Raw genomic sequence first — 21,694 nt, forward strand, 5'->3', positions numbered from 1 at the left:
ATGTCCGACGCCGCCGTCGTCTGCTCGAACCTTTCCTTCGCCTGGCCGGACGACACCCCGGTCTTCCACGACCTGTCCTTCACCGTGCCCACCGGCCGGACCGGCCTGGTCGCCCCCAACGGCTCCGGCAAGAGCACCCTGCTCAAGCTGATCGCCGGTGAACTCACGCCCACTACGGGCTCGGTGACGGTGAGCGGCACCCTGGGCCACCTCAGCCAGAGCCTCCCCCTGACCGGGGACCTCACCGTCGCCGAGGTGCTCGGCGTCGCCGCGATCGTCAGGGCCATCGACGCCGTGGAGTCCGGCGACGTCGACGAGCGGCACTTCACCACCATCGGCGACGACTGGGACATCGAGGAGCGCACCCGCGCCCAGCTCGACCGTCTCGGTCTGGGCCACCTCGCCCTGGACCGCAGCCTGAGCACGCTCAGCGGCGGCCAGATCGTCTCCCTCGGCCTCGCCGCCCAACTCCTCAAGCGCCCCGACGTCCTGCTGCTCGACGAGCCCACCAACAACCTCGACCTGGCCGCCCGGCGCAAGCTCTACGACGTGCTGGCGGACTTCACCGGCTGCCTGCTGCTGGTCAGCCACGACCGCGCGCTGCTCGACCGCATGCAGGGCATCGCCGAACTCGACGGCGGTGAACTGCGCTACTACGGGGGCGACTTCACCGAGTACGAGGAGGCCGTGCGGGCCGAGCAGGAGGTCGCCGAGAAGAACGTCCGCAACGCCGAGCAGGAGCTGAAGCGGGAGAAGCGCGAGATGCAGCAGGCCCGTGAACGCGCCGAGCGCCGTGCGAGCAACGCCGCCCGCAACCTCAAGAACGCCGGTCTGCCCCGCATCTTCGCGGGAAACATGAAGCGCGGCGCACAGGAGTCGGCGGGCCGGGCCGGCCAGATGCACGCGGGCCGGGTCAGCGAGGCCAAGGCCCGGCTGGACGAGGCCGGCCGCGCCCTGCGCGACGAGCAGCGCCTCTCCCTGGAACTGCCCGACACCCAGGTGCCCGCCGGGCGCAACCTCTTCCTCGGCGAGGGGCTGCAGGTCCGCCACGGCGGCCGGGCCGTGTTCGCCGACGGCGGTGTCGACCTGAACGTCCGCGGCCCCGAGCGGATCGCGCTCACCGGGCCCAACGGCGCGGGCAAGTCGACACTGCTGCGCCTGATCACCGGCGACCTCGCCCCGGACGACGGGCGGATCACCCGCAACGACGGCCGGATCGCCCACCTCTCGCAGCGGCTGGACCTGCTGGACGAGGAGCGCACCGTGGCGGAGAACTTCGCCGCCTTCGCCCCCGAGCGGCCCGAGACGGAGCGGATGAACCTGCTCGCCCGCTTCCTGTTCCGTGGCGCCCGGGCGCACCTGCCCGTCCGGGTGCTCTCCGGCGGCGAGCGGCTGCGCGCCACCCTGGCCTGCGTGCTGTGCGCCGAGCCCGCCCCGCACCTGCTGCTGCTCGACGAGCCGACCAACAACCTCGACCTGGTCGGCGTGGGCCAGTTGGAGAGCGCGCTCAACGCCTACCAGGGCGCGTTCCTGGTGGTCAGCCACGACGAGCGGTTCCTCGCCGAGATCGGGGTGAACCGCCGGCTGCGGCTGGCCGACGGCACGCTGCAGGAGGCCGGGGCCCCCGCGGTGTGAACCGGCGGTGCGCCGGGAGCCCTGGGCCGCCGACCGCCGTGCGGCCCAGGTGCTCGACGGGCTCGGCCGCGGCTCCCTCGGGCACGACCCGACCGCCGTGGGCGTGCACTGACCGCACTCCACGCGCCGACCGCAGCAGCCACCGTACCGGCCACCGGCCCACCCGCACCGCCGTCACCTGCGGTGCGCACCGCCGACGAACCGAACTTGACGCCCGCTCAAGCTTCCATCACCCTTCCACTAATCGAATAGTGAAAGGGTGCAATGCCGATGCCCCTGGCCCTCTCCCCGCACAGCCCTCCCCGGCCCCGGCCGCCCACGGCCCCGCCCCGACGCGCCGCCCGCCTCCCTCGCCTCCTGCACCACCCCGCCGCACTGGCCTGGGGCCTGGCGGCAGGCTTCGCCGCGCTCTACGTCTGCGTCGCCGCCAACCGGCACCGGCGTGGCCTCACCAAGGCCTACGACCTGGGGATCTTCGAACAGGCCATCCGGGCGTACGCGCACCTGCGGCCGCCGATCGTGCCGCTCAAGGGGCCCGGGTACCACCTGCTCGGCGACCACTTCCACCCGCTGATCGCCACCCTCGCCCCCGTGTACCGGGCCTTCCCGACGCCGCTCACCCTCGTGGTCGCCCAGGCGCTGCTCATGGCGCTGGCCGTCGTCCCGCTCACCCGCTGGGCCCACGAGGTGGCCGGGCCGCGGGTGGCCCTGGTCGTCGGCTGCGCCACCGGCGCCTCCTGGGGGATCGTCAGGGCCGCGGCCGACGACTTCCACGAGATCGCGTTCGCCGTCCCGCTGCTCGCCTTCGCCGCCACCGCGCTCGGCCGGCGCCGCCCGCTCGCCGCCGCGCTCTGGTCGCTGCCACTGCTGCTGGTCAAGGAGGACCTGGGCCTGACCGTCGCCGCCGTCGGCCTGCTGATCGCCTGGCAGGCCCGGCAGACCGGTCGCACCCCGCTACCCGGGATCGCCCTCGCCGCCGTCGGCCTCGCCGCGACCGCGGTGACCGTGCTGGTGGTGCTGCCCGCGTTCAACCCGGGCGGGGGCTTCGACTACTGGCAGCAGCTGGACGGCGGTGGGCAGCCCGCGCCGTGGACCCTGCCGCTGCTCCTCGGGTGGCCGCCGGTCAAGTGGCTGCTGCTGTTCCTGCTCGCCGCCACGGCCGGCTTCCTCGGCCTGCGCTCACCGCTGTTCCTGCTCTGCGTACCCACCCTGGCCTGGCGGCTGCTGTCCGCCAACCCCCACTACTGGGGCGTCAGTTACCACTACAGCGCGGTGCTGATGCCGATCGCGATCGCCGCCCTGGTCGACACCGTCGCCCGCTCCCGGCGCCCGCGCCCGACCGCGGGCGGGGCCGACACCGCGCCCACCCCGCTCCTCCTGCGCGCCCGGCGCGCACTGCTCGTCAGCGCCCTGGTGACGGTCGTGACGCTGCCGCTCTACCCGCTGCACGAGGTGGTGATGCCGGAGGCCTGGCGCACCTCGCCCAGGCTCACCGAGACCCGGGCGATGCTCCGGCTGATACCGGACGACGCCACGGTGGCCGCCTCCAACCGCCTGGCGGCCCAGCTCACCGACCGGACCGAGGTCACCCTGGTGTGCCGGGAGCCGATCCGGCCCGGTCCGGAGTGGGTGGCCGTCGACCTGCGCGACCCGAGTGTGCGGGCCCCGTGCGCCGTCGCCGACACCGCCCGGATGCTGACGGTCTACCAGGAGTCGGGCTACCGGCGGCTGGTCGACCAGGACGGCCTGATCCTGCTCAAACGCCCCTGACCGGGCCGCTCCTCCCGCCCCTCCCCCGGTCCGGCTTGACCCTCGCGCCGCAGTGCGCCACCATTCCACTATTGAACTAGTGAAAGGCCGGAACGTCGGTGATCGAGTACCGCATCGAGCGGCGCAGCGGCGTCTCCACCTACCAGCAGATCGTGCAGCAGACCAAGCAGGCCCTGCGGCTCGGACTGCTGCAGCCCGGGGACAAGCTGCCGACCGCCCGTGAAGTGGTGGAGCTGACCGCGATCAACCCCAACACCGTGCTGAAGGCCTACCGCGAACTCGAACGTGAGGGGCTGGTCGAGCCCCGCCCGGGGCTCGGCACCTTCGTCCGGCGTTCACTCGCCCGGCCGGAGGCGGCGGCCGACGGCCCGCTGCGCGCGGACCTGGTCGGCTGGGTGGACCGGGCCCGGGAGGCCGGCCTGGAGCGCGAGGACATCGCCGCGCTGATGGCCTCCGTCCTGGAGCAGCGTTTCGACACCGGGGTCTCCCCGGCAACACCGAACTGAGAACAGTGGGGGGACCGGGTGGAAGACCCGACGACCATGACGCCCGCGCTGGAGGCCGTCGGCCTCGGCAGGCGATACCGGGGTGAATGGGCCCTGCGCGACTGCGACTTCACCGTCCCGACCGGGCGGATCTGCGGCGTGGTGGGCCCCAACGGGGCCGGCAAGAGCACCCTGCTCTCCCTCGCCGCCCGCCAACTCTCGCCGAGCGAGGGCGAGGTGCGCGTGTTCGGCGAAGCCTCCGGCACACCGGACCAGCGCGCCCGGGTCGCGTACGTGGCGCAGGACAAGCCGCTCTACCCGGGCCTCAGCGTCGCCGAGACGCTGCGGATGGGCCGCGAGCTCAATCCGCTCTGGGACCAGGACACGGCCCAACGCATCGTCGAACAGGGCGAGTTGCGGCCGAAGGCCCGGATCGGCTCGCTCTCCGGCGGGCAGCGCACCCGGGTCTGCCTGGCGCTGGCCCTCGGCAAGCTCCCCGACCTGCTGGTGCTCGACGAGCCGATGGCGGATCTCGACCCGCTCGCCCGCCACCAGCTCATGGGCACCCTGATGTCGGCCGCCGCCGAACGCGGCACCACCATCGTGGTCTCCTCGCACATCCTCCCCGAGCTGGAGGGCGTCATCGACCACCTGCTGCTCGTCCAGCGCGGAGGGATCCGGCTGGCCGGGGACCTGGAGGACATCCTGGACGGGCACCGGCTGGTCACCGGGCCGGCCGGGTCCGCCGGGCTCCCGGCCGACCTGGTCGTCGAGCAGCGCGTCGGCGGACGCCGGGCCACCGCGCTGGTGCGCACCGGTGAGCCGTTGGGCGGCGCCTGGGAGAGCGAGCGGCCGAGCCTGGAGGAGCTGCTGCTCGGCTACCTCCGCGGACCGGCCGACAAGCACGTGAACGACGAGCGCACGAACGACGAGCGCACCAACGACGGGGTCGCCGCATGAGCACGAATGTCCTGCCCGACCGCGCCACCGCACCGGCGAGCCGACGCCCCGCGACCCCCGCGCTGCGCGGGATCCTCTGGCTGACGATCCGTCAGAACCGGGCGGTACTATGGACCTTGGCCGCGCTGCTGGTCCTGGTGGCGGCCGACCTCCTCTGGATCCACCTCGCCAGCCGGCACACCATCGGCGTCCTGCGGCGCACCGGCTGCTACAGCCCCCCGAGCTGGTCCGACAGCCGGTGCTGGACCCTGCTCTCGCCGATCGACCGGCCGACCTTCTGGTACCTCCAGATCCTCCAGCCCGCGGTCACCGCCGTCCCGCTGCTGATCGGCGTCTTCGTCGGCGCGCCGCTGCTGGCCCAGGAGTACGAGCGCGGCACCATCCGGCTGATCCGCGCGCAGTCCGTCAGCCCGGGGCGCTGGCTGGCCGCCCGGCTCGCGGTGCCCGGCCTCGCGGTGCTGGTCTTCAGCGGCGTGCTCGCCTCGCTGATGACCTGGGTGTGGTGGACGGACATCGTGCACGGGCCGGTCGCCTTCGACCCGCCGTTCCAGTTCTTCACCTACCCGGCCCTCGGGGTCGCGCCGATCGCCTGGTCGCTGTTCGCGCTGGCGCTGGGCGTCCTCGTCGGCCGGCTGGTGCGCCGGACGCTGCCCGCGATGTTCCTCACCGGGGCGCTGGTCGCGGGCGCCCACGGCCTGATGCACTGGGTCCGCCCGTACTTCCACCCCGTCGTGGAGGAGGTGGTCCCGATGGACGCCAAGCAGTCCTTCATCGGGCAGCCTACCAACGCGTGGCTGGTCGACCGCGGTTCCGTCCTGGCCGACGGCAGCCGCATCTCCGACGGCACGTGCCAGGCCTCCCCCTGCGACGGGGCCACGGCCATCTGGCTCCGGTACCACCCGGCCGACCACCTCGTGCCGATCCAGCTCGTCGAGGCCGGCATCCTGCTGGCGCTCACCGCGGTCGCCCTGCTGGTCGTGTTCCGCCGGATCCGCGCCTGAGGGCTCGTCCTCCGGCCCCGGCGAAGGACGAGCCGGAGGACGAGCCGGGACTCCGGGGGCGGGTCAGGCCTTCTTGACCACGCTGGACTTGAGCTGCATGGCGCCGAAGCCCTCGATGCGGCAGTCGATGTCGTGGCCGTCGACACCGTCGACCAGGCGGATGTTGCGCACCTTGGTGCCGGCCTTGATGCCGGAGGCGCTGCCCTTCACCTTCAGGGCCTTCACGACGGTCACGGTGTCGCCGTCGTTCAGCACGTTGCCGACCGAGTCCTTGACGACCCGCTCCCCGCCCCCGGCACCGGCCGCGCCGGCGTCGGCGGGCGCCCACTCGTGGCCGCACTCCGGGCAGACCATGAGGGCGTCCATCTCATAGGTGTACTCGCCGCCGCACTGCGGGCAGGCGGGAAGGTTGTCGCTCATGTGATCAGGATATCCGCTCACCGAGCGACGTTTCCGCTGCTCAGCCGGTACGGGCCGACGGCCGCCCCGCTCCGGCAGCGCAGAGCCGACACCCGGCGGAACCTCCCGGGAGGCGCCGGGCGCGCCCACTGCCGATACTGGGGCGGCACCCGGGGCCGCCGGGCACCACACCCGGGGCGGCCGGCGCCGCACGCCAAGGCCCCGCCCCGGGCGGACGGGCCCCGCCCCGGCCGCCCCGATCCAGCGCGGAACCGAGGAGGACGCCATGACCGGATCCGTGGTCGTCGGCTTCGACGGCTCGCCGGAGAGCCTGGCCGCCACCGAGTGGGCCGCCCGTGAGGCGCGGCGCCGGGGCCTGCCGCTCCGGGTCCTCCAGGCGTGGCCCCTGCCGAAGCACGACGTGGTCGGCAGCGACGAGAGCTACCGGCAGGCCCGGTCACAACTCGCCGCCCGCGAGGCCGCCTTGCACGCCCTGGTGCCCGGGGTGACGGTCTCCTCCGCCACCGAGGCCGCCGAGCCCGCCGAGGCACTGGAAGCCGCCGCCGAGAGCGCCACCGTCCTCGTGCTCGGCTCACGCGGGCTGAGCACCGTCCGCGGCTTCCTGGTCGGCTCGGTGAGCCAGGAGGTGCTGCGCCGGGCTACCTGCCCGGTGGTGCTCGTCCGCGCGGGCGAGGAGGATCCGGACGGCACGGTGACGGTCGGCCTCGACCTGGCACACCCGGCCGATCCGGTGCTGGCCTTCGCGTTCGAGGCGGCCGCGCTCCGCGCCGCGCCGTTGCGCGTGGTGCACGTCTGGTCCCCGCCGGCCGGCAGCGAGCACATGTCCTACGGCGCCATCGGCGGGTTGGAGGGCGAGGTGTCCTCCGGTGAGCGGGCCGACCTCTCCGAGGCCCTGGAGTCCTGGCGGGCCCGGCACCCCGAGGTGGCCGTCACGGCCGACCTGGTACGGGGCAAGCCCGCCGTCGAGCTCGTGGACGCGGCGGCAACGGCCCGGCTGCTCGTCGTCGGCCGCCGCAGCCACCACAGGCCGCTGCGCCACCACCACCTCGGCCCGGTCGCGCACGCCGCGATCCATCACGTCCACTGCCCGGTCGCCGTCGTCCCGTACGACTGACCGGCCGACTCCACGGACGCCGGCCCGGCAGCCCTCGCGGCCCGACAGCCCTCGCCACCCGCCGACCCGCGCGGTCCGTCAGCTGTCGCGACCCGCCGGCCCTCGCGGCCCGTCAACCCTCGCCGCCCGTCAGCCGTCGCGGTCGGCGCCCCCGCGCCCGAAGCAGGGGTAGCCGGGCAGCGGGTCCACCTGCCAGCCGTCGGCGACCTCCCGCAGCAGGCGCCGCATCGTCTCCGTGAACGCGGGGAGCCCGTCCAGCCGCGCCGCCGTCTCCCAGCGGTGCCGGAGCACCTGGCGCCGGGTGGGCACCGGCCGCCGGGTGCGGTGCATCGGACCGTCCTCGGCGGCGCGCGGCAGCAGCCCCACGGTCGCGTTCACCGTCCACACGGCCACCGCCCGCCGCATCCCGTCCTCCCACACCGCGTCCTCGGCCAGCGCCGGGTAGACCGGGACGACCTCGGCCCGGTACGCCGCCTCGATCCGCCGGGCGAGCCCGTCCGGCAGCGCGAAGACGCACCAGCAGGAGGAGAACGGCATCCGGCAGTACGCCGCGGTCAGGAACACCGACTGGAAGTCGGCGGCCTCGAAGTCGAGCAGCCGGAGGCCCTCCGGGGTGAGCAGGTTGTTGTCCGGGCAGGTGTCCCCCGGTGTGAAGGCCGGGTACTCCTCCCGGCCCGCCGTCCCGATCCGCGCCAGCTCCTCGCCGAGGCCGTCCGGTACGGCGACGCCGGCCGTTTCCAGCACGCCGGGCAGGCGGGCGGCGGCACGGGTGATCCACGGGTCCTCCGCCCAGGTCGGCATGCCGGTGTCGTACCGCGCCCACAGCCGGGTGAGTTCGGCGCGCCGGTCCACCGACCGGGCCGCCAGCCGGCCGAGCCCGACCGCCCAGGCCAGCAGGCCCTCCTCGGCGGCCTTCGGGTCGTCCGCCAGCAGCAGGTCGGCGAGCGTCGGCGCGTCACCGAGGTCCGCCAGGACCAGCAGCGGCACGTCGCGGTCCACCCCGAGCACCTCCGGGCCGGCCAGACCGAGCGAGAGCCCGGCCGCCTCCGCCGTGAAGCCGCGCAGGGCGTCCGGCCCGCCGGTGTAGGCCTTGACGACGACGCTCCGCCCGTCGGCCGTCCGGCAGCGCAGCACGGTGGTACGGCTGCTCCCGCCCAGGTCGACGGGATCGGACAACCGGGTGTGCAGGAGGCGTTCGGCGGCACGCATGATCTCGTTCACCCGGGCATCCTGTCACCCGGGCGCCCGCTGCCGGGCCGCTTGCGCCGAACGCCCGCCGTCATACGTTTGACCTCATCACCCGACCCACCACCCGACCCACCGCCTGCCCCGAGGAGCCCGCCATGGCCGACCCCACCCGCACCCACCTGCTCTCCGCCATCGGGCTCGCGCACAGCGCGCGCGAGCACGGCAACCACCCCTTCGGCGCGGTGCTGACCGACCCCGCCGGGACCGTCCTGCTCACCGCCGAGAACACCGTGCTGACGGACCGCGACGTCACCGCCCACGCGGAGATCAACCTGGTGCGCCTGGCCTCCCGGACCCTCGACCCGGCGCAGCTGACCGTGGCCACCCTGTACAGCAGCACCGAACCCTGCGCGATGTGCGCCGGCGCGATCTACTGGAGCGGCATCCGGCGGGTCGTCTACGCGCTCGGCGCGTCCGAGCTGATCGCCATCGCGGGGGCCGACCCGGAGGAGCCGGTGCTCGACCTGCCGTGCCGCCGGGTCTTCGCCGCGGGTGGTGACACCGTGGAGGTGTCGGGCCCGCACCTGTACGAGGAGGCGGCCGCGGTGCACGCGGCCTACTGGGGATAGCCGGCCGGGGACAGCCGGGCGGGGTGACGGACCGCGCTACAGTCCGTCCCGTGAGCGAACCCGTAACCCCTCCCTTCGGCAGCTTCTCGACTTCCTTCGCCGCCCTGGAGGTGTGTGACGACCTGGCCGCCCCCGTGGCCGACGCCCTGAAGAACTGGGACGCCCGGGACGCGGCCGCGTCCGTGCTCTACGTGGACACCGACCCCGGGAAGGCGGACACCGCGGTCTTCTGCGCCGCGTACGACACGCCGCCGGAGCTCTCCGCGAACTGCGTGGTGGTCGCCGCCAAGCGCGCCGGTGAGGTCACCCACGCCGCGTGCCTCGCACTGGCCACGACCCGGGTGGACGTCAACCGGGTGGTCCGGACGCACCTGGGGGCGCGGAAGGCGTCCTTCGCCCCGATGGACACCGCGGTCGAGCTGACCGGCATGGAGTACGGCGGCATCACCCCGGTCGGCCTGCCCGCCGCCTGGCCGCTGCTCGTCGACGAGGCGGTGGCCGCGGCCCCGTACGTCCTGGTCGGCAGCGGCCGGCGCCGGGGCAAGCTGATCCTGCCGGGCTGGGCGCTGGCCCGGCTGCCCGGCGCCGAGGTGCTGCCGGGCCTGGCCGGCTGAGCCGTCGGCCCGGCAGCGGCATCGCCGCCGCCGTCACCCGGCTGCCGGACCGTACTGGCGGCGGCGGAGGGCGGCGCGCACCGTGGTGGAAGGGGCGACGACCGACAGGACGGTGCACATGGACGCGAACGAATCCGCTCCCCGCGTCGTGGTCGGCGTCGACGGCTCGCCGTCGTCGCACGCCGCGCTGCGCTGGGCGATCCGGCACGCCACGCTGATCGGCGGGGTCGTGGAGGCGGTGGGCGCCTGGGAGCCGCCGAGCCACTTCGGCTGGTCGGCGCCGGTGGTCGACATGGCCCTGGACCGGGACGTGGCCGACCGGAAGTTCGCCGACGAGCTCCACGCGGTGCTCGGCACGGACCGCCCGGTGGAGGTCCGCCCGTCACTGGTGATGGGCGACGCCTCGGACGTGCTGCTCGACGCGTCGCAGGGCGCCGAGGTCCTGGTGGTCGGCAGCCAGGGCCACGGCGGATTCACCCGGGCCCTGCTCGGCTCGGTCAGCACGCGCTGCGCGCAGCACGCCACCTGCCCGGTGGTCATCGTCCGCGCGCAGTGATCCGCACGGGGTGACGGGGTCGGCCCGGTGGGAGAATGCCGGTGTGGGCTCGCCGGCTGAGTCGGACCTCGTGGGCCGGGCCGCGCTGCTGACGTCGCTGTGCCGCGCGGTGGACGGCGCCGCGGCGGGCCGCGGCGGGCTGGTGCTGCTGGCCGGGGAGCCGGGGATCGGGAAGACCGCGCTCGCCGCCGAGGTCGTGCGGCACGCGCGGAGCACCGGCGTGACGGCGGTGTGGGGCCTGTGCGAGGACGGGGGTGTGGCGCCCGCTCTGTGGCCCTGGCAGCAGATCGTGCGCGCGGTCACCGGACGGGCCGAGCCGTTCGTCCCGCAGCCGCCCGGGAACGAGCCGCCCGACCGGGAGCCACCCGGCGAGGAGCCACCCGGGGACGAGCCGTACGGGCAGGATCCGCCCGCACCGCGCACGGCGGCTCCCGCCGCCGGCGCGGACTCCCGGCTGGCCCTGTTCGACCGGATCGCGGGCCTGCTCCTGCGGAACGGCCGCCCGCTGGTGGCGGTCCTGGACGACCTGCAGTGGGCGGACCCGGCGTCGGTGCTGCTGCTCGGCCACCTGGGCCGGCGCTCCCGGCACGAGCCGCTGCTGCTGATCGGCACCTACCGGGACGTCGAGCTGCCCGACGGCCACCCCCTGCCCGCGCTGCCGGGCGCCGAGGTGGTGGTGCTCGGCGGTCTGGACCCGACGGGCGTCGGGACGCTGCTGGAGCGGTACGGACCGCCCGCGACGGCGGAGGCGGCGGCCCTGGTGCACCGGCGGACCGGCGGCAACCCGTTCTTCGTCCAGCAGGTCGCCCGGCTGCGCGCCGCCGCCGCCGACAACCCGGCCGGCAGCGACAACCCGACGGTGCCCACGGCCGTCGGGCAGACGGTGGCCCGGCGCCTGGCCCGGCTGCCGGACCGGACGGCCCGGGCGCTGGGCACCGCCGCGGTGCTCGGCCGCGCCTTCACCGCCGCCCGGCTCGCCGCCGTCGCGGCCGTGCCCCGGGCCGAGGTCCCCGGCCTGCTGGAGCCCGCCGTGCACGCGCGGATCGTCGCCCCCGACGGCCCGGACGGCTACCGGTTCGTCCATGACCTCTTCCGGACGGAGCTGGTGGACCGGCTCGATCCGGCCCGCCGCGCCGAGCTCCACCTCGCCGCCGCCCGGGCGCTGGCCGACACCGCCGGCCCGGCCGAGCTGGCCTGGCACCACGGCCAGGCCCTGCCGTTCGGCCCGGTCGAGCCGGCCGTCCGGCACGCCGTACGGGCCGGCGAGGAGGCCATGGCCCTGCTCGCGTACGAGGAGGCCGCCCGGTGGTGGCAGCAGGCGGTGCGGCTCACGGCCCCGGACGATCCTGCGGCACTGCGGTTGCGCGTCGCCCTGGCGGAGGCCGAACTGCGGGCCGGGGCAAGGGATTCGGCCGCCCGCCGGTTCGCCGAGGTGGCCGGGGCCGCCGAGGCGGGGAACCGGCCGGAGCTGCTGGCGGCTGCCGCGCTCGGGCTCCACGAGGCGGGCGTCCGCAGCGGTGACTCCCCCCGGGAGGTGGTCGGTTGGCTGGAGCGCGCCGAGACCGCCCTGGCCGGCGGGCCGCACGCGGCCGGGCACGCCGAGGTGCTCGCGGCACTGGCCCGGGAGCTGGCCGACGGGCCGGAGCGGGACACCCCCCGGGCCCGGGACCTCGCCCGGCGGGCCGCGGAGCGGGCCCGCGCCGCCGGTGATCCGCACGCCCTCGCCACCGCGCTCTTCGCACAGCACGACGTCTCCTGGGCGCCGGGCACCGCGCAGGAGCGGCTGGCCCTCGCCGACGGCCTGGTGGCGGCCGCGGTGGCGGCGCACGACGCGGCGCTGGAGTTCGAGGGCACGATGTGCCGTTTCGTGGCGCTGCTGGAACTCGCCGACCCGGCCGCGGCGGACGCGCTGCGCCGGGCGGCGGACGCGGCCGAGCGGTCCCGGCTGCCGCGCGCCCGCTACCTGGTCCGCTCGCGCGACGCCGCCTGGGCGCTGCTCCGCGGCCGCTACCGGGAGGCCGATCAACTGTCCGCCGAGGCAGCCGAGTTGGCCGAGACGATCGGTGAACCGGACGGCGCCGGGGTGAGCGCCACCCAGCGGATCGCCGGAGCGCTGGCCCGGGAGGGTCCGGCCGGGATCTCCGCCACGCTGGCGGAGTGCGGCAACGCCGGGCTGCCACCGGAGTTCCTGCCGCACTGGCGCTGCTTCGACCACCTGGCGGCCGACGAGCCCGGGGCGGCCGCCGCCGTGCTGCGCGCGCTGCCCGCCGGCGAGGTGCTGTCCCGCTACCGGTGGCGGGCCCTGGCGGGCCTCGCGTTCGACGTGGAGATCGCCGTCGCGGCCGGCGTGCCGGAAGTGCGCGAGGACCGCTACCGGCGGCTGCTGCCGTACGAGCGGGAGACCATCGTGGTCGGCGGCGGTGTCGCCGTCCTCGGCCCGGTGGCGCTCTACCTGGGCCTGGCCGCCACCGGGCCGGAGGCCGTCCGGCACCTGACGGACGCCCTGGACGGCGCCGACCGCCTCGGCGCCCGGCCGGTCGCCGTGCGGGCCCGGCTCGAACTCGGCCGGGCGCTGCTGACCCGCGACCCGGCGGGCGAACGCGGTCGCAGCCTGCTCTCCCAGGCGCTGGCCGCCGCCGAGGAGCTGGGCCTGGACTGGCTGCGCGACGACGCCCGGGCCACGCTGGCGCGGGCGGACAGCGACCACGTGTTCCACCGGGACGGGCAGTTGTGGACACTCGGCTACCGCGGCCGCACGGTGGTCCTCAGGGACGCCAAGGGCCTGCACGACCTGGCGCTGCTGCTGTCCTGCCCCGGCCGGGAGGTCCCCGCCACCCGGCTGCTGGGCGGCCCGGACCAGCCGCCCTCCGGCAGCGACGAGCGCGCGGACGAACGGGCGCGCGCCGCCTACCGGGCCCGGCTGGACCGCCTCGACGAGGAGATCGCCGAGGCCCGCGACCTCGACGACGTCCCCCGGCTGGCCCGCGCCGAGGAGGAACGCGACGTGCTGATCGCCGAGTTGCGCGGCGCGTACGGCCTCGGCGGGCGTCCGCGCCGCCTCGGCGACGCCGGGGAACGGGCGCGCACCACCGTCACCGCCCGGATCCGGGACGCCCTGCGCCGCATCGAGCGCGAGCACCCCGAGCTGGGCCGGCACCTCGCCGCCTCGGTCACCACCGGGCGGGCGTGCGCCTACCGCCCCGCGCAGCCGGTGCGCTGGCAGCTGTGACCACCGTCCCGCGGCCAACGGGCCCGGCGGACGGCCGTCCCACAGGTTGTGAGGCCGTTCCTCACGCCTCTCGGTCAACAGCACGTCCGAAGAGGTGATCGAGATGGCACCCGCGACCGAAACCACGACCCCGACCGAATCCCGGACCCCGACCGACATCGCCACGTCGACCGAAAGCACGGCCCCGCCCGTCGACACCGACCGACTCGAAGCCGCCGTGGGCCACGTCTTCGGCGAGCTCGGCGTCAACTGCACCGCGCCGCTGGTCGTGCTGGGCGACCGGCTCGGCCTGTTCCGCACGCTGGCCGGCGCCGGCCCGCTCACGTCCGCCGAACTGGCCGCCCGCACCGGCCTGGTGGAGCGCTACGTCCGGGAGTGGCTGCGCGGCGTCGCCGTGGCCGGCTACCTGGAGTACGACGCGGCGACGGACGGCTTCACCCTCACCGACGAGTACGCCGCCGTCCTCGCCGACGACGGGTCCCCGACCGCGCTGATCGGCGTCTTCCCCGGCCTCGCCGCGCTCTGGGCGGACCTCGACCGGGTCGAGGGCTTCTTCCGCACCGGCGGCGGCATGGGCTGGGGCGAGCACCACCCGGCCCTCGGCCTGGCGCAGGAGCGCTTCACCCGCCCCGCGTACGTGCACGGCCTGATCGGCGCCTGGATCCCCGCCGTCGAGGGCATCGTGCCGAGGCTCGAAGCCGGTGCCCGGGTCGCCGACGTCGGCTGCGGCCACGGCCTCTCCTCGATCCTGATCGCCCAGCGGTGGCCGCGCAGCACCGTCGTCGGCTTCGATCCCGACGACGCCGCCGTCGCCCGCGCCCGGGCGTCCGCCGCCGAGGCCGGGCTCGACGGCCGGGCCGTCTTCGAGGTCGCCGACGCCGCCGGCTACGCCGGTGACGACTACGACCTGATCACCTTCACCGACTCGCTGCACGACATGGGCGACCCGGTCGCCGCCGTCGCGCACGCCCGGGCCGCCCTCGCGGCGGACGGCGCCGTCCTGGTCGTCGAGCCGCTGGCCGCCGACCGCTTCGCCGACGACTTCGCCAATCCCTACGCCCGCGTCGGCTACGCGATCTCCACCCTGGTGTGCACCCCGTCCTCGCTGGCCCAGACCGGCGCCGCCGCGCTCGGCACGATGGCCGGCGAAGCCCGGCTGCGGGAGGTCCTGGCGGCGGGCGGGCTCCCCCGCGTACGGCGGATCGCCGAGGACAGCGCCCCGCTCAACATCCTTCTGGAGGCCCGGCCCTGACCCCCGCGCGGGTGCGCCGGGCTCCGGCGCACCCGCCGTGTGCCGTCCGCACCCGCCGTGTGCCGTCAGGCGGCGCCGCTGACGCCCGGGACGACGAAGCGCCGGTGGAGCGGACTGAACGTCGTCTCCGGCGCACCGGGGATGCCGGCCTTCTCGACCGCCGGGGCCAGCCGTTCGGCGAAGAACGTCTCGAACGCCTGCTGGGAATCCCACACGTCGGTCACGTGCAGGCCCTGCGCGTCGAACCAGGCGACGTGCAGTTGCGCACCCGCCGGTTCGAGTTCCTCCCAGCGGACCTCGTCACGCACCGTGTCGTACTGCTCCGGAGTTGCCCCGACCCACCGCATCGACATCACCACAGCCATGTCACCGCTCCCTTGCCGGCTCGTCCTGACGCGAATGCCCCGTTGCTTCCACGAAACGCCCCCGGCGGCCCGTACGCACCTCGGCCCGCACAGGTTCCCGAGGGTTCATCACGGATTGGTGACGATAGGACAGTCAATCGCCCGAGAATGAGGGAAGGCTAACCTTCATAAGGTTAGCCTTCCCTCATGAACAGTCTGCTGCTGGCCGCGAACACGGCCGGATACACCACGCCCCAGCTCTGGCGGATCCTCACCAAGACGGGCTACTTCATCGGCCTCAGCGGCGCCATCGGCACGACCGTCACCTACGCCGCCACCGTCCGCCCGTCCCTGCGGACCGCCGAACGCACCGGCGGCGCCGCCGGCACGCACGACGCGGCCGTCCTGAGATCCAGATCGGCGGCCTGCCTCGCCTGGGCGGGCGTGGTGCTGCTGGTCGCCGGCTACTTCCAGCTCGCCGCCCGCGTCGCCCGCTCCGGCAAGGGCATGCCCTTCGGCGACGCCCTGGCCCCCGACCGGATCCTGGACTTCCTCCGGGCCCCCGCCGCCAAGGGCGCCTGGATCGCCCAGGGCACCGTCTACCTCGTCCAGAACCTCGTCCTGCTCGCCACGGCCGCCGCGATGACCGCCCTGTTCGTCCCGGCCGTCCGCCGCCACACCGACCGCGTCGCCCTCGCCGCCCTGCCGGCCGCCCTCGCCGTCACCCTGATCGCCGCCGTCCCGACCACCGCCCCCGCCGACCTCGACCGCTGGCTCGACCTCGTGCTCGACCAGACCCACATCGTCTCCGGCACCGTCTGGCTCGGCGGCCTCGCCCTGCTCGTCGCCCTGGCCGGCGCCCGGGGCCGCCTCGGCGACGCCGCCGGCCCGCTGTGGGCCGACCTGTGGCGCCGTTTCAGCCTGGTCGCCATGGTCTGCGTCGGCGCCGTGGTCGTCTCCGGCCTGTGGCTCACCTGGAAGCACGTCGGCGCGGTGTCCCAGCTGTGGACGACCGGCTACGGCCTCGCCCTGCTCGTCAAGGTCCTCCTCGTCCTCGCCCTGGTCACCGCCGGCGCCTTCAACCAGTTCTGGCTGATGCCGCGCATCGCCCGGGCCCGCCGCGCCGACGACACCGCTTCCCTCCGCCACCTCACGCTGCGCCACTTCCCGAAGGTCGTCTGGGGCGAGGTCGCCCTCGGGGTCGCCGTTCTGGCCGTCATGCCGTTCCTCGCCGGCTCCGCCCGTACCGAGGCCGGCAGCGCCAAGGCCGTCTCCTCCGGCAGTCTCTTCGCCGCCGGCGCCGCCCTGGTCCTCGCCCTCGCCGTCTCCCTGTACGCCACGGCCAAGGCCTCCGACGCGCTGTCCCGCCGCCCGTCGGCCACCCCGGCCGCGGGCTGACACCCGCCGCCCCGCGCGCACCGCCGGTCCGGACCTGCTCCGGACCGGCGGCGCGCGCTTCGGCGTCCGGCCCGGATGCGCCGCGCGGCACGGGGTGGTCGACTCGATACGAGGGGAAGTCTCGGGGTTGCCACCGGGAGGAGCCGTACCGATGCCCAAGGTATCCAAGCAGTCGGCGCCGCAGGTCCAGGAGTTCGGGCCGGTGACCGACCGCCGCGCGGAGATGGACGGCTACACGGTCGAGTTCGTCTCCTTCGGAGCCGACGCCGACCTGGACGGGCCGCTGCAGTCGCTGCCCGGCGGGATGTGCCGGTGTCCGCACTGGGGCTACGTCGTCGCCGGACGCATGCGCTACGTCTTCGAGGACCACGAGGAGGTGTACGAGGCCGGCGACGCGTTCTACCAGCCGCCGGGCCACCGGCCGTACGTCGACGCCGGAACCGAGCTGCTGCAGTTCAGCCCGACCGACGACCTCGCCGTGACCGAACGGGCCATCATGGAGTTCATGAGCCGCCAGGAGGGCGGAACGCCCTGACCGCCCCCGCCCGGCTCACCCCGGCTGGCGCTCCGGGTGGGTCAGGTTGGCTCCGTCGCGGGGGTCGAAGACGTGGATCCGGGCGGTGTCGACCCACAGCTCCAGCGGGTGGCCCTCGGCGGCGCGGGTCGCGGTGTTGAGCCGCGCGACGACGCGGTGCTCCTGCATGCCCGTGTCGGCCCGGCCCGAGTCCGCGGCGAGCTCGGCGAGTTCCTCCGTCTGCGCCGGCCCGCCCTCCTCCGCGAAGTGGACGTACACGTCGGAGCCCACGGACTCCCGGACCTCGACGGTGACGGTGCAGGTGACGCCGCCGGTGTGCTCGGCCAGCGAGGCGTCCTCGAAGTCCTCGGGGCGGATGCCGACGATCAGCTCGCGCGGCGCGTCCGCCCGCTCCAGCGCGCGCCGGGTGCGGTCGTCCAACGGCAGCGCGCCCAGCGAGGTGCGCAGCCCGTTCTCCTCCAGCGCGGCGCCGAGGAAGTTCATGCCGGGCGAGCCGATGAACCCGGCGACGAACAGGTTGACCGGCTCGTCGTACAGGTGCTGCGGCGAGCCGACCTGCTGGACGACGCCGGCCCGCATGACGACCACCCGGTCGCCGAGCGTCATGGCCTCCACCTGGTCGTGGGTGACGTAGACGGTGGTGGTGCCCAGGCGGCGCTGGAGCGCGGCGATCTGGGTGCGCATCTGGACCCGGAGCTTGGCGTCCAGGTTGGACAGCGGCTCGTCCATCAGGAAGACCTTGGGGTCCCGGACGATGGCCCGCCCCATCGCGACCCGCTGGCGCTGGCCGCCGGACAGGTTGGCGGGCCTGCGGTCCAGGTGCCGGGTGAGGTCCAGGATCCGGGCGGCCTCCTCGACCTTGGCGGCGATGGTCGCCTTGTCGGCCTTGGCCAGGCGCAGCGCGAAGCCCATGTTGTCGCGCACGCTCATGTGCGGGTAGAGGGCGTAGCTCTGGAAGACCATCGCGATGTCGCGGTCCTTGGGCGCGCGGTCGTTGACGACCTCCCCGGCGATGCGCAGGGTGCCGTCGGTGATGTCCTCCAGCCCGGCGATCATGTTGAGCGTGGTGGACTTGCCGCAGCCGGACGGGCCCACCAGGATCACGAACTCGCCGTCGGCGATGGTGAGGTTGACGTCGCGGACGGCGAGGGCGCCGTCGGGGTAGCGCTTGGTGATGCCGTCGAGGACGATCTCGGCCACGGTCCGCCTTCCTGGTCCGCCCCGTGGGGGCGGTCTCGTCGTGTGGGTCTCAGCCCTTGACTGCGCCGGCGGTGAGCCCGGCGACGATGCGGCGTTGGAACAGCAGCACGAAGATCACGATCGGGATCGTGATGATCACGGCGGCGGCCGCGATCGAGCCGGTCGGCTGCTCGAACTGGGAGCTCCCGGTGAAGAAGGCGATGGCGGCCGGCACCGTCCGGGCCGAGGTGGTGGAGGTCAGCGAGATCGCGAACAGGAAGTCGTTCCAGCAGAAGATGAAGACCAGGATCGCGGTGGTGAACACGCCGGGTGCCGCGAGCGGCGCGATGACCAGCCGGAACGCCTGCCAGGGCGTGGCGCCGTCGACCTTGGCCGCCTTCTCCAGGTCCCACGGGATCTCCCGGAAGAACGCGGAGAGGGTGTAGATCGCGAGCGGCAGCGAGAAGGTCATGTAGGGGATGATGAGCCCGGCCCAGGTGTCGAAGAGGCCGAGCGCCCGCTCGATGTCGAACAGCGGCGAGACCAGCGAGATCGGCGGGAACATCGCGATCAGCAGGGAGATCCCGATCAGCAGCCGCTTGCCGGGGAAGCGCAGCCGGGCCACCGCGTAGGCCGCCATGGTGCCGAGGACGACGGCGATGGCGGTGGAGATCACCGCGATCCCGATCGAGTTCACCAGGGCCCGGGTGAACTCCGACGTCTCGAAGATGCCGCGGTAGTTGGCCCAGGTCCACTTGCGCGGCACGAAGTTGCCGTCGGTGAGGGTCGAGGGGTCCTTGAAGGAGAGCGCCACGATCCACCACACCGGGAAGAGCGCGTACAGGACGACCACCAGGTTGGCGAGGCCCCAGCCGGTCAGCGTCCGGGCGTGGCGGGTGCTCATCGGCGCTCCGGTTCCGCGCCCGGCGTGGCCGTGCCGAACAGCTTGACGAAGACCAGGGCGATGAGCGCGACGCAGACGAAGATCAGGACGGAGATCGCCGAGCCGATGCCCAGGTTGAGCGCGGTGAAGAGGTTGTCGTAGCCGAGGATCGACACCGAGCCGGTGTCGTTGGCGCCGCCGGTCAGCACGTAGATGTTGTCGAAGATCCGGAAGGCGTCCAGGGTGCGGAACAGCAGGGCGACCAGGATCGCCGGCTTCATCAGCGGCAGGATCACCAGGCGCAGCCGCTGCCCGAAGCTCGCGCCGTCCACCATCGCCGCCCGGACGGTCTCGTCGGGCACCAGCGCGAGGCCGGCGAGCAGGAGCAGGGCCATGAACGGGGTGGTCTTCCACACCTCGGCAAGGATGATCAGGCCGATGGCGGGCCACTGTTCGGTCAGCGGGGCGCTGCCCTCGGGCAGCAGGGCGGCGAGGTAGCCGGTGCCGGGTGTCCAGGCGTACTGCCAGGAGTAGGCGGCGACGACGGTCACGATCCCGTACGGCACCAGGACGGCGGTGCGGACGGTGCCGCGGCCGAAGACGGCGCGGTGCATCACCAGGGCGAGGGCGAGGCCGAGGACGAGCTCGACGGCCACCGACACGACGGTGATCAGCACGGTGACGCCGAGTGCCTGCCACCAGAACGGTGAGGTCAGCACGGCGCCGTAGTTGGCGAGCCCGACCCAGTGCGCCTGCTCGGGGAAGCGCAGGTCGTAGCGCTGCAGCGAGAGGTAGACGGCGTAGCCGATGGGGTAGGCGGTGACGGCGAGCATCACGATGACCGCGGGGGCGCACAGCAGCAGGCCGAGCCGGCGTTCCTGGCGGGCGCCGCGGGACGGTCCGGCCGGGGCCCGGCCGGGCAGGGCGCGGGAGGCGGTGGACGGTGTCACGGGATCAGCCCCTTCGAGCCGAGGGCGTCCTGGATCTGCCCGTGGAGGTCGGCCACGTCCTTCTCCGGGCGGATGTCGGCGGGCGGGGAGAGGGTGTGCGAGACGGCGATGGAGACGTTCTGGTAGGCCGGGGTCTTCGGCCGGATGCTCGCGGAGTCCAGGGCGGCGAGCACGTCCGCGGCGAAGGGGTAGCTCTCGGTGAGTTCCGCCGCCTGGTAGAGGCTGCGCAGGGACGGCGGGAGGCCGCCCTTCAGCGCGTTGGTGAGCTGGTTGTCCCGATCGCGCAGGCACAGGGTGGCCTCGAAGGCGAGGTCGGGGTGCCGGCTGTAGGCGCCCACCGCGAGGTCGATCCCGCCGATGGTGACGCTGGCGGGACGGTCGGGCGTCACGGCGGGGTACGGGGCCCAGCGGAAGTGCGGGAACAGCTGGGGCTGGTTGGCCTTCATCGAGGGGTAGACGAAGGGGTAGTTGAGTTCGAAGGCGGCCGTGCCGGACTCCATGGCGAGCCGGTTCTGGTCCTCCATCTGGTTCGGCAGCGAGGGGTCGGCGGCGGCCGAGGTCGCCAGGTCGTGCATCACGGTGGCGGCGGTGACGGCGGGCGCCCCGAGTGAGGGCGCCTGCGCGTCGGGGGTGAGGATCGAGCCTCCGGCGCTGGTGACCAGGGTGTTGAACCAGACGGTGAGGCCCTCGTACTGGGCGCCCTGGATCTCCACGTAGTGCGGTTTGCCGGCGCGGGCCAGCTCGTCCGCCTTGGCCAGCATCTCGGCCCAGGTCCTGGGCGGGGTCTGCACCAGGTCGTCGCGGTACCAGAGCAGTTGGGTGTTGGAGTTGTACGGCGCGGCGTACAGCCGGTCCTGCCAGGTCGCGGTGCGCACGGCCGCGTCGAGGGTGTCGGCGGTGGCCCGGTCGCGTAGTTGCCCGGTCCATTCGTGGATCCAGCCGGCCTCGGCGAACTCGGCGGGCCAGGTGACGTCGAGGCCCAGGATGTCCACGCCGGTGTCGTGCGCCGCCATCCGGCGCACCAGCTGCTGGCGTTGGCCGTCCGCGCCGCGGGGCAGCTTGTTGTAGCGGATCGTGTAGCGCCCGCCGGACTGCTGCCCGCAGCGGTCGGCGGCCTGCTGCAGGGCGCCCGAGTCGTCCGGGAAGTTGTACCAGTCGAGGGTGACCGGGCCGCTCTGCCCGCTGCTCCCGCAGCCCGTCAGGACGGACGCGACGACGGCCAGCCCGGCGGCGGCACTCGCCCATCGTGAGCGGAGACTGGGGACCCGCGGCATCGTTCTCCCGTGGTGGGGCGGACCGGCCCCGCCGACCCTAGCCCCGCGCCCCGGCCGCTCCCCCGCGTGCCGCGCCGTCGACCAGCCGGACGGGTGAACGCCGGTCGGGTCGGCGGCCACGGCGCGGGGGCCGGCCGCCCGCGGCCGGTGCGCTCACTCCGACGGGTCCCGTCGCCCCCAGCCGACACGCCACGGGCGGCGGACCATCGCCCGCCACGCCGGGACACGACGCCTACTGTCGCCTTCGCCCCGAACGGGGACATCCACTGACAGAAGCG

General features: G+C 74.6%; 20 protein-coding genes. 13 read left to right on the forward strand and 7 right to left on the reverse strand.

Features of this window, described 5'->3' with window-relative positions; all coding sequences use genetic code 11:
- From abc-f to ABTY56_RS11405, 5 genes are all read left to right on the forward strand, one after another.
- A complete protein-coding gene (abc-f, locus tag ABTY56_RS11385; RefSeq protein WP_350628354.1) occupies positions 1-1,635 on the forward strand; it encodes a ribosomal protection-like ABC-F family protein in 1,635 nt (544 codons plus the stop codon).
- Positions 1,636-1,899: 264 nt separating this feature from the next.
- Complete coding sequence (locus ABTY56_RS11390) at positions 1,900-3,405, forward strand: DUF2079 domain-containing protein (protein WP_350628356.1); 1,506 nt, start codon at positions 1,900-1,902, stop codon at positions 3,403-3,405.
- Positions 3,406-3,503: 98 nt separating this feature from the next.
- On the forward strand, positions 3,504-3,911 hold the full coding sequence (locus tag ABTY56_RS11395; RefSeq protein WP_350523129.1) for a GntR family transcriptional regulator: 408 nt from the start codon (positions 3,504-3,506) through the stop codon (positions 3,909-3,911).
- An 18-nt stretch (positions 3,912-3,929) separates the two neighbouring features.
- A complete protein-coding gene (locus ABTY56_RS11400) occupies positions 3,930-4,850 on the forward strand; it encodes an ABC transporter ATP-binding protein (RefSeq protein WP_350628358.1) in 921 nt (306 codons plus the stop codon).
- A complete protein-coding gene (locus tag ABTY56_RS11405) occupies positions 4,847-5,851 on the forward strand; it encodes an ABC-2 membrane transporter-related protein (RefSeq protein ID WP_350628359.1) in 1,005 nt (334 codons plus the stop codon). The genes ABTY56_RS11400 and ABTY56_RS11405 overlap by 4 nt, the downstream gene beginning before the upstream one ends.
- Before the next feature lie 63 nt (positions 5,852-5,914).
- Here the strand turns inward: ABTY56_RS11405 and ABTY56_RS11410 are convergent, their stop codons facing one another.
- Complete coding sequence (locus tag ABTY56_RS11410; protein WP_350628360.1) at positions 5,915-6,271, reverse strand: zinc ribbon domain-containing protein YjdM; 357 nt, start codon at positions 6,269-6,271, stop codon at positions 5,915-5,917.
- 265 nt (positions 6,272-6,536) lie between these two features.
- On the opposite strand from ABTY56_RS11410, the gene ABTY56_RS11415 reads away from it, so the two are divergent.
- Positions 6,537-7,385, forward strand: coding sequence for a universal stress protein (locus tag ABTY56_RS11415; protein WP_350628361.1), 849 nt, complete (start codon positions 6,537-6,539; stop codon positions 7,383-7,385).
- Positions 7,386-7,514: 129 nt separating this feature from the next.
- On the opposite strand, the gene ABTY56_RS11420 is transcribed toward ABTY56_RS11415, so the two are convergent.
- On the reverse strand, positions 7,515-8,606 hold the full coding sequence (locus tag ABTY56_RS11420) for a hypothetical protein (protein ID WP_350628362.1): 1,092 nt from the start codon (positions 8,604-8,606) through the stop codon (positions 7,515-7,517).
- Between the two features lie 122 nt (positions 8,607-8,728).
- On the opposite strand from ABTY56_RS11420, the gene ABTY56_RS11425 reads away from it, so the two are divergent.
- From ABTY56_RS11425 to ABTY56_RS11445, 5 genes are all read left to right on the forward strand, one after another.
- Positions 8,729-9,202 carry a nucleoside deaminase gene (locus ABTY56_RS11425; RefSeq protein ID WP_350628363.1) on the forward strand — a complete coding sequence of 158 codons (474 nt, stop codon included), beginning with the start codon at positions 8,729-8,731 and terminating at the stop codon, positions 9,200-9,202.
- 50 nt (positions 9,203-9,252) lie between these two features.
- Positions 9,253-9,816 carry a YbaK/EbsC family protein gene (locus ABTY56_RS11430; protein WP_502893087.1) on the forward strand — a complete coding sequence of 188 codons (564 nt, stop codon included), beginning with the start codon at positions 9,253-9,255 and terminating at the stop codon, positions 9,814-9,816.
- Between the two features lie 118 nt (positions 9,817-9,934).
- The gene (locus ABTY56_RS11435; RefSeq protein ID WP_350628364.1) at positions 9,935-10,372 is read left to right on the forward strand and encodes a universal stress protein; all 438 of its coding nucleotides are present in this window, start codon (positions 9,935-9,937) and stop codon (positions 10,370-10,372) included.
- Between the two features lie 43 nt (positions 10,373-10,415).
- A complete protein-coding gene (locus ABTY56_RS11440) occupies positions 10,416-13,601 on the forward strand; it encodes an ATP-binding protein (RefSeq protein ID WP_350628365.1) in 3,186 nt (1,061 codons plus the stop codon).
- A gap of 103 nt (positions 13,602-13,704) precedes the next feature.
- The gene (locus ABTY56_RS11445) at positions 13,705-14,853 is read left to right on the forward strand and encodes a methyltransferase domain-containing protein (protein WP_350628366.1); all 1,149 of its coding nucleotides are present in this window, start codon (positions 13,705-13,707) and stop codon (positions 14,851-14,853) included.
- 65 nt (positions 14,854-14,918) lie between these two features.
- Here ABTY56_RS11445 and ABTY56_RS11450 read toward each other — a convergent pair whose 3' ends face one another.
- On the reverse strand, positions 14,919-15,218 hold the full coding sequence (locus ABTY56_RS11450; RefSeq protein WP_350523140.1) for a hypothetical protein: 300 nt from the start codon (positions 15,216-15,218) through the stop codon (positions 14,919-14,921).
- Between the two features lie 186 nt (positions 15,219-15,404).
- On the opposite strand from ABTY56_RS11450, the gene ABTY56_RS11455 reads away from it, so the two are divergent.
- Together ABTY56_RS11455 and ABTY56_RS11460 are read left to right on the forward strand one after the other, a co-directional pair.
- A complete protein-coding gene (locus tag ABTY56_RS11455; RefSeq protein ID WP_350628367.1) occupies positions 15,405-16,595 on the forward strand; it encodes a CopD family protein in 1,191 nt (396 codons plus the stop codon).
- A gap of 151 nt (positions 16,596-16,746) precedes the next feature.
- Positions 16,747-17,130, forward strand: coding sequence for a hypothetical protein (locus tag ABTY56_RS11460; protein WP_350628368.1), 384 nt, complete (start codon positions 16,747-16,749; stop codon positions 17,128-17,130).
- 15 nt (positions 17,131-17,145) lie between these two features.
- Here the strand turns inward: ABTY56_RS11460 and ABTY56_RS11465 are convergent, their stop codons facing one another.
- From ABTY56_RS11465 to ABTY56_RS11480, 4 genes are read right to left on the reverse strand one after another with little or no spacing between them, the layout of a single operon-like run.
- Positions 17,146-18,330, reverse strand: coding sequence for an ABC transporter ATP-binding protein (locus ABTY56_RS11465; protein ID WP_350628369.1), 1,185 nt, complete (start codon positions 18,328-18,330; stop codon positions 17,146-17,148).
- Positions 18,331-18,379: 49 nt separating this feature from the next.
- The gene (locus ABTY56_RS11470) at positions 18,380-19,213 is read right to left on the reverse strand and encodes a carbohydrate ABC transporter permease (RefSeq protein WP_350628370.1); all 834 of its coding nucleotides are present in this window, start codon (positions 19,211-19,213) and stop codon (positions 18,380-18,382) included.
- Positions 19,210-20,142: a carbohydrate ABC transporter permease gene (locus ABTY56_RS11475; protein WP_350628371.1), complete on the reverse strand. Its 933-nt coding sequence runs from the start codon at positions 20,140-20,142 to the stop codon at positions 19,210-19,212. The genes ABTY56_RS11470 and ABTY56_RS11475 overlap by 4 nt, the downstream gene beginning before the upstream one ends.
- Positions 20,139-21,416 (reverse strand): ABC transporter substrate-binding protein, encoded by a 1,278-nt coding sequence (locus ABTY56_RS11480; RefSeq protein WP_350628372.1) that lies wholly within the window; start codon positions 21,414-21,416, stop codon positions 20,139-20,141. The genes ABTY56_RS11475 and ABTY56_RS11480 overlap by 4 nt, the downstream gene beginning before the upstream one ends.
- Between the last annotated feature and the right edge of the window lie 278 nt (positions 21,417-21,694).

It is taken from the genome of Kitasatospora sp. NPDC097691, assembly GCF_040302665.1.
Lineage (GTDB): Bacteria > Actinomycetota > Actinomycetes > Streptomycetales > Streptomycetaceae > Kitasatospora.

Coding starts and splice junctions, on each gene's coding strand:
- ABTY56_RS11445 (WP_350628366.1), top strand. CDS start 13,705: ATGGCACCCGCGACCGAAACCACGACCCCGACCGAATCCCGGACCCCG.
- ABTY56_RS11435 (WP_350628364.1), top strand. CDS start 9,935: ATGGACGCGAACGAATCCGCTCCCCGCGTCGTGGTCGGCGTCGACGGC.
- ABTY56_RS11480 (WP_350628372.1), bottom strand. CDS start 21,416: ATGCCGCGGGTCCCCAGTCTCCGCTCACGATGGGCGAGTGCCGCCGCC.
- ABTY56_RS11425 (WP_350628363.1), top strand. CDS start 8,729: ATGGCCGACCCCACCCGCACCCACCTGCTCTCCGCCATCGGGCTCGCG.
- ABTY56_RS11450 (WP_350523140.1), bottom strand. CDS start 15,218: ATGGCTGTGGTGATGTCGATGCGGTGGGTCGGGGCAACTCCGGAGCAG.
- ABTY56_RS11410 (WP_350628360.1), bottom strand. CDS start 6,271: ATGAGCGACAACCTTCCCGCCTGCCCGCAGTGCGGCGGCGAGTACACC.
- ABTY56_RS11455 (WP_350628367.1), top strand. CDS start 15,405: ATGAACAGTCTGCTGCTGGCCGCGAACACGGCCGGATACACCACGCCC.
- ABTY56_RS11405 (WP_350628359.1), top strand. CDS start 4,847: ATGAGCACGAATGTCCTGCCCGACCGCGCCACCGCACCGGCGAGCCGA.
- ABTY56_RS11470 (WP_350628370.1), bottom strand. CDS start 19,213: ATGAGCACCCGCCACGCCCGGACGCTGACCGGCTGGGGCCTCGCCAAC.
- ABTY56_RS11415 (WP_350628361.1), top strand. CDS start 6,537: ATGACCGGATCCGTGGTCGTCGGCTTCGACGGCTCGCCGGAGAGCCTG.
- abc-f (WP_350628354.1), top strand. CDS start 1: ATGTCCGACGCCGCCGTCGTCTGCTCGAACCTTTCCTTCGCCTGGCCG.
- ABTY56_RS11390 (WP_350628356.1), top strand. CDS start 1,900: ATGCCGATGCCCCTGGCCCTCTCCCCGCACAGCCCTCCCCGGCCCCGG.
- ABTY56_RS11460 (WP_350628368.1), top strand. CDS start 16,747: ATGCCCAAGGTATCCAAGCAGTCGGCGCCGCAGGTCCAGGAGTTCGGG.